Annotated in this window: 12 protein-coding genes; 6 read left to right on the top strand and 6 right to left on the bottom strand. The window is 31.4% G+C overall.

The features are described 5' to 3' along the window. Positions 1-83: 83 nt before the first annotated feature. The 4 genes from N5E64_RS01375 to N5E64_RS01390 form a co-directional block, all read right to left on the bottom strand. The gene (locus N5E64_RS01375; RefSeq protein WP_280035370.1) at positions 84-791 is read right to left on the bottom strand and encodes a tetratricopeptide repeat protein; all 708 of its coding nucleotides are present in this window, start codon (positions 789-791) and stop codon (positions 84-86) included. Between the two features lie 74 nt (positions 792-865). After that, positions 866-1,462: a porin family protein gene (locus N5E64_RS01380; RefSeq protein WP_280035371.1), complete on the bottom strand. Its 597-nt coding sequence runs from the start codon at positions 1,460-1,462 to the stop codon at positions 866-868. A 23-nt stretch (positions 1,463-1,485) separates the two neighbouring features. After that, positions 1,486-2,256, bottom strand: coding sequence for an ABC transporter ATP-binding protein (locus tag N5E64_RS01385; protein WP_280035372.1), 771 nt, complete (start codon positions 2,254-2,256; stop codon positions 1,486-1,488). Continuing rightward, positions 2,256-3,002 (bottom strand): ABC transporter permease, encoded by a 747-nt coding sequence (locus tag N5E64_RS01390; protein ID WP_171622564.1) that lies wholly within the window; start codon positions 3,000-3,002, stop codon positions 2,256-2,258. Before N5E64_RS01390 ends, N5E64_RS01385 begins: the two co-directional genes overlap by 1 nt. Before the next feature lie 53 nt (positions 3,003-3,055). Here N5E64_RS01390 and N5E64_RS01395 point away from each other — a divergent pair, with 53 nt between their 5' ends. After that, positions 3,056-3,646: a SprT-like domain-containing protein gene (locus tag N5E64_RS01395; RefSeq protein ID WP_180905771.1), complete on the top strand. Its 591-nt coding sequence runs from the start codon at positions 3,056-3,058 to the stop codon at positions 3,644-3,646. 9 nt (positions 3,647-3,655) lie between these two features. Continuing rightward, the gene (locus N5E64_RS01400; protein ID WP_280035374.1) at positions 3,656-4,750 is read left to right on the top strand and encodes a mannose-1-phosphate guanylyltransferase; all 1,095 of its coding nucleotides are present in this window, start codon (positions 3,656-3,658) and stop codon (positions 4,748-4,750) included. A 57-nt stretch (positions 4,751-4,807) separates the two neighbouring features. Here the strand turns inward: N5E64_RS01400 and N5E64_RS01405 are convergent, their stop codons facing one another. Both N5E64_RS01405 and N5E64_RS01410 read right to left on the bottom strand, forming a co-directional pair. After that, positions 4,808-5,782: a hypothetical protein gene (locus N5E64_RS01405; protein ID WP_280035376.1), complete on the bottom strand. Its 975-nt coding sequence runs from the start codon at positions 5,780-5,782 to the stop codon at positions 4,808-4,810. Positions 5,783-5,901: 119 nt separating this feature from the next. Then, positions 5,902-6,336 (bottom strand): hypothetical protein, encoded by a 435-nt coding sequence (locus N5E64_RS01410; RefSeq protein WP_280035378.1) that lies wholly within the window; start codon positions 6,334-6,336, stop codon positions 5,902-5,904. 132 nt (positions 6,337-6,468) lie between these two features. Between N5E64_RS01410 and N5E64_RS01415 the strand changes: the two genes are divergently transcribed. The 4 genes from N5E64_RS01415 to N5E64_RS01430 all read left to right on the top strand — a co-directional run bounded on the left by N5E64_RS01415 (position 6,469) and on the right by N5E64_RS01430 (position 12,097). Continuing rightward, complete coding sequence (locus N5E64_RS01415) at positions 6,469-7,323, top strand: glycerophosphodiester phosphodiesterase family protein (protein ID WP_257468014.1); 855 nt, start codon at positions 6,469-6,471, stop codon at positions 7,321-7,323. Then, a complete protein-coding gene (gene bshC, locus N5E64_RS01420) occupies positions 7,324-8,922 on the top strand; it encodes a bacillithiol biosynthesis cysteine-adding enzyme BshC (RefSeq protein WP_280035382.1) in 1,599 nt (532 codons plus the stop codon). It begins immediately after the preceding gene. Between the two features lie 42 nt (positions 8,923-8,964). After that, on the top strand, positions 8,965-10,812 hold the full coding sequence (locus N5E64_RS01425; RefSeq protein WP_280035383.1) for a LysM peptidoglycan-binding domain-containing protein: 1,848 nt from the start codon (positions 8,965-8,967) through the stop codon (positions 10,810-10,812). Between the two features lie 115 nt (positions 10,813-10,927). Beyond that, a complete protein-coding gene (locus tag N5E64_RS01430; RefSeq protein ID WP_280035384.1) occupies positions 10,928-12,097 on the top strand; it encodes a dicarboxylate/amino acid:cation symporter in 1,170 nt (389 codons plus the stop codon). The last annotated feature ends 57 nt before the right edge of the window (positions 12,098-12,154 follow it).

Raw genomic sequence — 12,154 nt, forward strand, 5'->3', positions numbered from 1 at the left:
AAATGATTTAGGATAAACTTTGATTTGAATCAATAAAAAAAGCCGAACAATTTGTTCGGCTTGTAATTATCTTTTGAAGTGAATTATTTTGCAGTTTCAGAAGCGTATTTTAAACGCTCAATAAACTTCGCAGTTTCACCATTATTTGCATTTGGATATTTATCCTCTAAAGCTTGAAAATATTTTAAAGCATCAGCATTTTTACCTAATTCCATCGCAATTTCACCTGCTTTTGTGTAGTAAGTTGATTGTAAAGTTTCAACTTCTGTTGCTTCAGCTGCTTTTACGTAGTAAGGCAGTCCTTCTTCCATTTTGTTAGAAGCGACTAAAGCATTTCCTAGCATCCCGTATTTTTGAGCAAGCATTACCTTATCATCTGTATCAAAATCTTCTAATAATTTTACAGCAGATGCATAATCGCCTAATTTATAATATGAACTAGCTGCTTTGAAGCGTGCTAAATTACCAGCGTCAGTATTTCCATATTCATCTACAATTTGTTGTAAACCCTGAAAACTTCCTGCACTTCCATTAAGCGCTACATTGATAGAATCTTGATCGAAAAGACGTTCTGCTTGAACCATTTCTTTGAACGCGTCTTCTGACTTAGGTTCAACGACTAATTTTAAGTAAGCAAAATAACCTAAAACAGCTACAATAATTACGCCTAAACCAATACCAATTGCTTTAGCATATTTTTCAACAAAATATTCGACGTTGAAAGCTGTTCTATCTAATTTTTCTACGAATTGCTCTGTAGCAAATTCTTCTTTTTTATTATTTTTTGCCATTTTAATAATTTACGAGGTTGCAAAAATACAATTTGGAACAAATATATCCAATAAATTTATTTACAAACAACCTTTTAGAATAAATATGCCACAGATAAGTTTAACATTTGTGGACGATTTTCTGTTTGAAATTGTCTGCCATCAGAGTTAACAATTTCAGAACCGATTTTTCCTAGACCAAATTCGTAACGTAAATCGAATAATAATTTAGAAACCTGTACGCCTCCGCCAATTTGCATTCCGACATTAAATTCGTCTTGTTTTGCAGTTGTAAAATCTTTTACAGATAATTTATCATCAAAATAGTAAGAGAAAACTGGACCAGCTTGAATATGTCCGATTCCTAAAAATCTTTTTCCAACATTTACAGGAATATCCATACGTTTTTTAGTAACATCAAAACTTTCTCCTTCAATATTGTATTCATTTTTGAATTGCGTATACAGTAATTCTGGTTGAATGTAAATACCTGCTAAAGAAACACGTGCTAAAGCACCAGCCTGAAAACCTGCTGCAGCTTTACCTTTAAAAATGTTATTTGTTGCATCATTCCAAACTTCTCCTTTATCTGTATTAAAAACAACTCCACCTTTGATACCAAAGTTGATGTTTTGTGCCATTGCAAAATTTGCAGTTAAGCCGATAAATGCAGCTAAAATTAATTTTTTCATAGAATTTTTATTTTTATTGTTTTTTATTGTTTTTCTTTTAATAGAGCTTCTCTCAATTTCTTGAAAAGATTTGACGAATATACAAAATCAATTACATTCGGATTATCAGCCACCAGAATCTCTTCTTTCGTCCCTTCCCATTCTAAGAAACCGTTTTTAAGAAATACGATATGGTCACCGATTTCCATTACCGAGTTCATATCATGTGTATTGATAATTGTAGTAGTATTTAATTCCTTTGTAATATCGTAGATCAATTGATCAATTACCAAAGCTGTTTTTGGATCTAGACCAGAGTTTGGTTCATCAGCAAATAAATATTTTGGATTATTTACAATCGCGCGCGCAATCGCCACACGTTTTTGCATTCCTCCAGATATTTCTGACGGATATTTTTTAAGCGCTGTACGAGCTATTTCTACACGATCTAACACTTCACGCGCACGTTTTTCGGCATCAGCATTTGACATATCCGAAAACATTTGCAATGGAAATTTTACATTTTCTACAATATTCATCGTATCATACAAAGCCGAACCTTGGAAAACTACTCCAATTTCTGAACGTAAACGTTGTTTTTCTTTGTAATCAAACTCGATCATATTATCTCCTTCGTACAAAATTTGACCTGAAGTTGGCGTTAATAATCCAATCAAATTTTTCAAAAAAACAGTTTTTCCAGAACCACTTTGACCAATAATCAAACTAACTTTTCCTTTCTCGAAAGTGACAGAAAAACCTTTCAGTACTTCTACTGCATCAAATGATTTTCTGATATCTTTTACTTCAATCATTAGCTCAAAATTGTTTGTGTTAATATTAAGTTGATCACAATAATTGCTACTGATGTCCATACAACAGCTGTTGTTGCAGAACGACCAACTTCTAACGAACCTCCTTTTACTTTATAACCATAGTATGCCGGAATTGTTGCGATAACAAACGCGAATACCATTGTTTTAAGGAATGTATAGACAAACAATTTTGTTGCCATATTCATTTGTAAACCTGTAATAAAATCGGCTGCCGACCATAGTTTTGTAAAAACTCCAATATAATAACCGCCTAATAATCCAAATCCGATAGAAATCATAACCAATAAAGGATTGAAAAATACACAGGCGATAATTTTTGGTAAAATCAAGAAGTTTGCAGAATTGATTCCCATAACATCTAACGCATCAATTTGTTCGGTAACACGCATGGTTCCGATACTCGAAGCGATATACGAACCTACTTTACCAACTAAAATTAGCGACATAATGGTTGGAGCAAACTCTAATACCAAAACCACTTTGGTTGCATAACCAATGTAGGCATCTGGAACAGGAATAGAAGCTCCCTGAAAGTTTTGCGCCATTTGTATTGCTACAACTGCACCCATAAATGTTGAGATAAAGGTTACAATCCCTAAAGAGTTGACACCTAAATCATATATTTCTCTAACGGTCAATTTCCAGAAAACGCTCAATTTTTGAGGTTTGCTAAATACTTTACCCATAAGCATAAAGTATGACCCTAAATTTTCGATTAGTTTCATTACGACAAAATTAATATTTTTATTGGAAAGGCTTTTTATTTATCTTGCACAATGTGAATTTAGAACATTTAACTTCTTATCTCCCTCATAATGCAGACTTGTATGTAAAAAAGTGGTTAGAAAATCATTTTATAACGTTAAAAATTACAAGAAGACGTGAAACTAAGTTGGGAGATTATCGCAAATTGGTCGAAAATAATCGTCATCAAATTACAGTGAATGGCGACTTAAATCAGTATGCTTTCTTTTTTGTTTTTACACATGAAGTGGCGCATCTCAAAACTTTTGTTCAGTTTGATTCGCGTAAAATAAATCCGCATGGAAAAGAATGGAAAACCATTTTTGGGCATTTATTATTAGAATCTCTTCACATTTATCCCGAAGAATTGCAACCGTATATTCTTCATCATGCCAAACATCCGAAAGCGAGTTTAGGAGCAGATATTAATATCTCAAAATATATTATAGATGATAAAAATCCTGCTCAAATTTATCTTGAAGATTTGGAGGATGGTACAATATTTTCGATAGGAAAAAGAATCTTTAAAAAAGAATCTAAAAGAAAATTAAGGTATCTTTGTTTAGAGTTGAAAACCAAGAAAAAATATTTGATAAACGCAACTGCAACTGTAAATAAACTTTAAAAGACAATCATGAATAATAAAGATAACTACGCTGTTATCCTTGCCAGTGGTACAGGAGTGAGATTATGGCCTTTGAGTACAATTAAAAAACCAAAACAATTTCATGATTTATTAGGAATAGGAAAAACTTTTATTCAATTAACGTATAATCGCCTTAAAAAAGTCGTTCCGCAAGAAAATATTTTCATTGTAACTATTCAAGATTATAAAGAGATTGTAAAAGAACAATTACCAGATTTTGAGGATAAAAATTTTATCATCGAACCAAGAGTCATGAATACCGCAGCTTGTAATTTATTGGCCGCAATGACAATCCAACAATTTAATCCAAATGCAAAATTGATTATTTCTCCTTCAGATCATTTTATTTTTGATGAAGATGAATTTGTAGAAAAAGTAAATCTTGCTTTCGAAGATGCTGATAACGATCGATTGATTACTTTGGGAGTAGCTCCAACGCGACCAGATGTTAATTACAGTTATATTCAGTTCATCGAAAATACAACACCTATAAAAAAAGTAAAATCTTATATCGATAAACCTGATTTAGAATTTGCTGAATCTTTTATAACGAGTGGTGAATTTATTTGGAATACAGGAATCCTTATTTGGTCTGTAGATAGTATTGTAAAAGCTTTTCAACAACATTTACCTTCGATGAAAGAAACTTTGAAAAAATATTTTAATCTTGAACGTTCTTTACAAAATACAGAAACTTTAAAACCTGTTTACACAACGTTAGATGTAACTTCTATCAACAAAGGAATTTTAGAACAAGCAGATAATGTTTATGTCATTCCAACAACTTTTGGCTGGAGTGATATTGGAACTTGGTCTGCAATCAACGAAAAGTATAAATACACAGGTGAAGATCAGGACGAAAATCACAATACATTATTATGCAAACATTTTTCTGGTTACAACGCTAAAAATAATTTTATTTATTCTACACAAGACAAAGCTATTATTATTGATGGATTAGACAATTATGTGGTTATTAATTCGGAGAAAGGATTACTCATTTGTCCTCGAAGCAATGTACAGTTTATAAAAACTTATGTGAGCGATTTGAAATTACAGAAAAACGGAGAAAAATATTGTTAATAAAAAAACTCTTCAAGAATCTTGAAGAGTTTTTTTATGTATTTATAATTTTAATATTTATCGAAGTGTAATCACATTTTGACCAACTTTGTATCCATTTTGGTAAATATCGATTTTATATTCACCTTTTGGAAAGTCATAATCAACCCAGTCAAAATTAACTCTTGAACCAGACATATTATTGTAATTAACTTTTACACGATCAGAATATTCTACAGAAGATCCAGAACGTAAAGTTGTTTCACCTGCATCAGCACCTTTAAATTTTCCTATCTCGCCGCTTGGTTTATAAATAGATACATACAATTCTTTGGTTTCTGAAGTCGCATTCAAGTTTTTATCCAAATCAAAAGATACTCTAACTTTATCAATTCTTCTTGCTCGCGTTGTTTCCACTTCTTTTCCGCTTGATTTTACTCTCAAACCTTTAATCGTATAATTTGAAATCGATAAAGTAGAATTTGTCTCTTTGATTAAATTCTGATGATTTTCTTTTTCAGTACTCAAGTTTGATTCAACCGTTTTTTTCTGCTCATTCAAATGAGAATTTTCCGAAGTTAACTCTGTATTCTTGTTTGTCAGCTTTTTATTTTCGTCTTTCAAGCGAACAATTTCTTCTTTATAAACTTTAATATCTGCTTGTAAAGAGGTTATCAAACGTTTAGCACGCTGCAACTCTCCACTTGTAATTCCTTCTTTATTTAAGATTGATTGAATCTCTTTTTGTTTCTCCAAAATCAATCGATCTTGATAACTTAAAGAAGAATCTTTTTTTACAACTCGAGTTTTAGCATCATCAAAATCTGATCTAATTATACGTAATTCTTGTTTCAGAATTTCTCTAGATCGTTCCAAATCATTGATATCACTTTGCATTTCTATCGAAGATTTTGCATTTGCTTCTTTAGAATATACAATATACCCAATAGCTAATAACAAGGATACTGCTAAAACAGCAATAATAATATTCTTTACGAATTCATTTTTATGTTTAGGGTTTGTAGAGGGCTCGAGATCTTTGTATTCAGTCATTTTAATTATTTCGAGGAAAAATTATTAAATCAAAAATTAAACCAATTTTATAATAATCAATAACTAATGTTAAATTTAACATTTATAAATTGTAATAAAACTTGATAAATAAAGACTTTTTAATCGTTTGTCTCTTTTTTAATGTCTTCAGAATCTTCGTCTAATTTATTTTCGGCTTTTGTTTTTAACTCATCAGCTTTTTCTTCCAATTCTGTTTTTTCTTCTTTAAAAGTTTCTTTCAAATCCGAAACTTTCTCTTTCACAAAAGCACTTGTTTCTTTCATTTGCTTTTCCGCAATATCTTTTACTTCGTTATAATCTTGTTTCGATCTTTCTTTAAAATCTCTAGCGGCTTCTTTCGATTGTTCTTTCAAATCACCCGAAGCATCTTTTATATTATTGATTGTTTTACGCGCAAAATCCGATGCGTCATCTGCAATCAATGTTCCTGCTTTTTTTACAGTTGCCGAAACATCGTCAAATTTATCTCCCGCAACATCAATCGCAGTTTCAGTTTTTCCTAAAATTCTTTTCAAAAAAGTTCTAAGTCCCATAATAATTTATTTTGTTGATTATTTTCAGTTTAAATTTACAGCTTCATTCGCAATTTTAGAATGAATTAATTTAATTTTTTATTTAAAAATATGAATTTCAACTATTTTAAACGATATTATCTCCGAATTTTAATGTTCAGTTTACTAACTATTTTTAGTTGTAATCCGAAGAAAAATCAATCCGAAACACATCAAAATACTTCATCCGAAGAAATATCCTTCAAATATTCGACCAAAAATAAAAACTTTGTCAGCGCACATCGTGGCGGAAGTGGAATACATGGTTTTCCTGAAAATTGTGTCGAAACTTTTGAACATCTTTATCAAAAAGGAATTCAAATTTTTGAGATTGATGTTGCCGAAACAAAGGATAATCAACTTATTTTAATGCACGATAATTCGTTGCAACGAACAAGCACAGGGCGACAAGATGTCAATCAAGTTGACTTAAAAACCATTAAGGAATACTTTTTGGTAGATGATTTTGGACAACAAACGTCATACAAAATTCCGACTTTTGCAGAAGCGCTAAATTGGGGGAAAAGTAAACCGATTTATTTTATGGTTGACATCAAAAAAGGTGTTGATTATCGTGATATTGTGAAGACAATAGAACATGTAAACATGCAAAAACAGGTTGTTTTGGTGACGTATACAGTTGGTCAAGCGAAAAAGTTGCATCAACTTGCGCCAGATATGCTATTGTCTGTTTCGATGCGAAACGAACGCGAATTTAATGAAATGATGAACAGCGGAATTCCGACTGACAAAATGGTTGCCTTTACAGGAACTCGACGCAATGACAAATCATTTTTAAACAAAATTCATGACAAGGATATTTTGGTCATTTTTGGGACGTTAGGAAACTTAGACAAAAGTGTTTCGGCGAGAAATGGACAACTTTACCGCGATTTAGAAAAAGATGGTGTCGACATTTTTGCAACAGACAGAGCAATGGATGTACATCAAACGATTAATAAAAATTAAATGGAAACAATATCACTTAAGGATTCAAATTATTTTTCAAAATTGATGCTAAATTATATCAATCAAGACGAGGATTTGAAAAACTTCTACAACCTATTTCCAACCAAAGAAAACTATATAAAACAAGCGAAAAATAAGCTTGGACATTATAAAAATAGAGCAATTCTTGTTGAACAAATTTCGAAACAATTAGGTCATTTAGATTTATCGGAAAAGCAACAAAATAATCTACAAAAATTAAGAGAAAAGAATACAGTAACAATTACGACTGGACATCAATTAAATTTATTTACAGGTCCAATTTTCTTTTTTTATAAAATTTTGCAAGTTATCAAAGCATGCGAAGAATTGAATAATGAACAAAGTGAAATCAATTTTGTTCCGATGTTTTGGATGGCGACAGAAGATCACGATTTCGAAGAAATTAATCATTTCAAATTTGGAGATCGAATTATTCATTGGGAAAAAGAATTTGGTGGACCAGTTGGTCGTTTATCAACAAACGGTTTACAAAAAGTTTTTGATTCATTTTTGTCATTAATTCCAAATGGAAAAAAGAAAACTGAATTGCAAAATTTGATTGAAGCATCTTATTTATCGAATGATAATTTGACAGACGCAACACGAAAATTGGTTCATTTATTATTCAAAGATCTTGGATTGTTAATGATTGATGGAGATGATAAAGAATTGAAAAAACTAATGATACCGACTTTTGAGGAAGAATTAATTCAGTCAACATCATTCAAAAAAGTAATACCTCAAAATGAGAAATTAGAACAATTGGGTTATTCTATTCAAGTAAATCCTCGTGAGATAAATTTGTTTTATATCAATCAAAATAATTCGCGCGAACGTATTGTTGAACAAAATGGAACGTATTTTGTCAATAACACTTCAATCAAATTTTCGAAAGAAGAAATTATTGCCGATTTACATCAAAATCCAGATAAATTTAGCCCAAATGTGATTTTGAGACCATTGTACCAAGAAACAATTTTACCAAATGTTGCCTATGTTGGCGGCGGTGGCGAAATGGCTTATTGGTTACAACTGAAAGAAATGTTCAATCAATTTGAAGTTGATTTTCCACTTTTAGTTTTGAGAAATTCATTGTTAATCCGAACTGAAAAACAATACGAAAAACAACAAAAATTAGATTTATCAAACGAAGATTTATTTTCGAATAGTTTAGCAATCACAAAAAAACGTTCGATAAATTCGTCAGAAATTGCTCCAAAACTTCCTGAATTAGAAGAAGAATTAAAAAGTATTTTTGATCGTTTGGAACATTTGAGTTCGTTAACAGAATCTTCTTTTGCGGATATGATACAAGCGCAGCGTACAAAACAGTTGAAAGGTTTTGAGAAAATAAAACAACGTTTGGTACATGCAGAAGTGAAAAAAAATGAGGATTTATTGAAGAGAATCGAGCAATTATTAAATGATCTTTCTCAACAAAATGGTTTGCAAGAACGTGTGAAAAATTTTGCTGATTTTGATTACATTAATATTCAGTATTTCATTGATTTTATTGAAGATAGTCTTCGACCTTTTGATTTCGAGTTCATCATAAATACATTGAAAGAGGAACTCTAAACAAAACATAATTTGTATATTTGACCACGAAAATTCATCTAAATGAAAAAAATATTAGCTTTATTGTTATTTGTTGGTGCATCAGCACTTTATGCTCAACAAAAAACGCATACAGTTCAAGCAAAAGAAACCGTTTACGGAATTTCGAAACAATATGGTGTTTCGCAAGAAGAATTGTATAAAGCCAATCCTAAAATTGAAAAAAATGGGATTCATCCAGGTGATTTGATTGTGATTCCAGGTAAAGGAACTACGACAACCAAACCAACTGAGACCAATACACAAACAACTACGTCAAACGTAAAAACTTCAGACGACAATTATCAATATATTACAATTGAGCCGAAAGAAACGGTTTACAATTTGACAAAAAAATATAAAATTTCGGAAGAAACATTGAACTCATTAAACCCTCAAATCAAAGAAAGAGGTTTAGAAGTTGGTGACGTAATCAAGCTTCCAAAAGATGTGACAAACAAAGTTTTTTCTGTTCCAAAAGGAACACATTTAATCAAAAAAGGAGAAACTTTATACACTTTAGCAAAACAATATAATGTAAGTGTTGACGATTTATATGCAGAAAATCCAGCTTTACAAACAGGTGTAAAAGAAGGAATGGTGATTACAATTCCTAAAAAATCTGGTTCTGTTGTGATTGAAGAAAATACGATCAATTATGTTGTTCAGAATGGAGATTCGGCTTACGGAATTTTAGAAAAATACAACACAAATTTAGATGAATTATTGCGTTTAAATCCTGATTTAATAAATGGTTTAAAAGCTGGAATGACACTTAAAATTCCATTGCAAAAAAATGCTAAAATCATCAAATACGGAACTGCAGGAAAGCTGAAACGTGCGAACGACAACGAAATTAATGTTGCGATTATGCTACCTTTTGATGTTGCAAATAATCCGCAATTGAAAAATTCGCAAGCGATGCAATTTTTTACTGGAGCTAAATTGGCGTTGACTCGTTTAGCAAAAAAAGGTAAAAATGTAAATGTAAAAGTGATCGACACGAAAAGCGGAAACTTACAAGATATTTTATCTACAACAGATTTTAGTAAAACGGATGCCGTTATTGGTCCATTGAATACGTCTGATGTCACGGAAGTTGCGAATTTCTTCAGCAATTCTGGAATCGCGGTGATTTCGCCTTATGCAAATGACGATTCGTTAAATTCTTTCAATGATTTATTGATTTCTAATCCAAAAGATGAAGTAATTGCAGATCAAATCATCGAAGAAATTGGGAAAAACTTTGCTGGAGAACAAGTTTATTTATTAACAAATCGTGACGATCAAGAGTTAGCAAGTTATACGAAAAAACAATTAGAAAAACAGTTGAAAGCAAATGTTGTGATTGTAGATAGCGCAGCAAAAATTGTTCAACCACACGACAAAGTAAACGGCGAAGATTATTACACACCAATTATCACAGTTTTAGTTGGTGATGATGATAATTTGGGAAAACAATATTTAGAGAAATTAAAAACATTTAACAAAGACAATATCAAAGCCTTCGGGATAAAATCAGTTTCGGTTTATGATGTTTATAGTGCAGATAATGCGAAAAATATCGATGCGTTCCGCGAATTTGGTTTTGTGTTTAGTACTGCGCGATTAATCAATACAAGAGATACGGAAGTGCAAAGTGTGATCAAAGATTTCAAGGAAGTTTATTGTGAATTTCCGACGCGTTACGAGCAATTAGGCTACGATGTAACGTATGATATTGTGGACAGAATGAATAATAAAGGTGATGTTACCAACAATATTACAACAGAAAATACACGTTTGGCATCGAAGTTTGCATACAAAAAAATAAGCGGAAGTAAAGCTTATACGAACGATGCTAGCCGAATTGTTCGTTTACCTAAAAAATAATTTTATCAAAAATTATATACCAAAAAGCGATGCTAAATTTTAGCATCGCTTTTTTCTTTTTATCAACATTTTGAATTAAAACCTTGTATTGAACGGATTTTTTCTAAATTTGACTATGCACAAACTTAAAGACAATTTACTCGTAAAAGTTATTCTAGCCATTGTACTCGGAATTTCACTCGGCGGAATAATACCAGAAGCTATTGGTCGTATTTTTATGACTTTCAATGATTTTTTTAGCGAATTACTTAACTTTTTAATCCCATTAATCATTGTTGGATTAATCGTTCCATCAATTGGAAGATTAGGACAAACAGCCGGAAAATTATTATTAGCAACCGTTTTAATTGCTTACGGATCAACCATTTTTTCAGGATTACTAGGCTACTCAGCGAGTATGTCTATTTTTCCACAATTATTAGAACATCAAACTGGGCAAATTAATTTAGCAGAAAAAGCCAAAGAATTTACACCATACTTTTCGATAGAGTTTCCTCCGTTATTTGATGTAATGCCAGCTTTGGTATTTTCATTTCTTTTCGGAATTGGATTATCACGATTAAAAGATTCGACTTTTGGAAAATTTGCAGATGATTTCGAAGAAATTATTACGTATTTAATTCAAAATTTAATCATTCCATTATTACCAATTTTCATTTTCGGAATCTTCTTGAACATGTCATATTCAGGACAAGTTGTAACAATTATGAACGTATTCCTTAAAATAATTGGTGTAATTTTCGTGCTTCATGTTTTCTTATTAGTGCTTCAATTTACAATTGCTGGAATTATTACAAAAAAAAATCCATTTACCATGATGAAATTGATGTTACCAGCTTATTTCACAGCATTAGGAACACAATCTTCTGCTGCAACAATACCTATAACAATTGCGCAAGTAAAGAAAATTGGTGTTCGTGACGAAATTGCTAATTTCGCTGTGCCGTTGTGTGCGACAATTCATTTATCTGGTTCGATGTTAAAAATCGTTTGTTGTTGTTTAGCATTGATGTTAATCCAAGGAATAGAAATTGATTTTGTTCAATTTTTAGGATTTATCATGATGCTTGGAATTGCAATGGTTGCAGCGCCTGGAGTTCCTGGTGGAGCGATTATGGCAGCAATTGGTATTATTGCGTCGATGTTAGGATTTAATGCAGAAAATCAAGCGTTGATGATTGCACTTTATATCGCAATGGATAGTTTCGGGACAGCAGGAAATGTGACTGGTGACGGTGCCATCGCTGTAACATTGAATAAATTATTTAAAAAAGAAGTTCAATAAAAATATAATTTTAACCCAATAAAAAAAGAGTTCCAAAAATTATTTCGGAACTCTTTT

The sequence above is a fragment of the Empedobacter sp. GD03739 genome (genome assembly GCF_029843245.1).
GTDB lineage: Bacteria > Bacteroidota > Bacteroidia > Flavobacteriales > Weeksellaceae > Empedobacter > Empedobacter falsenii_B.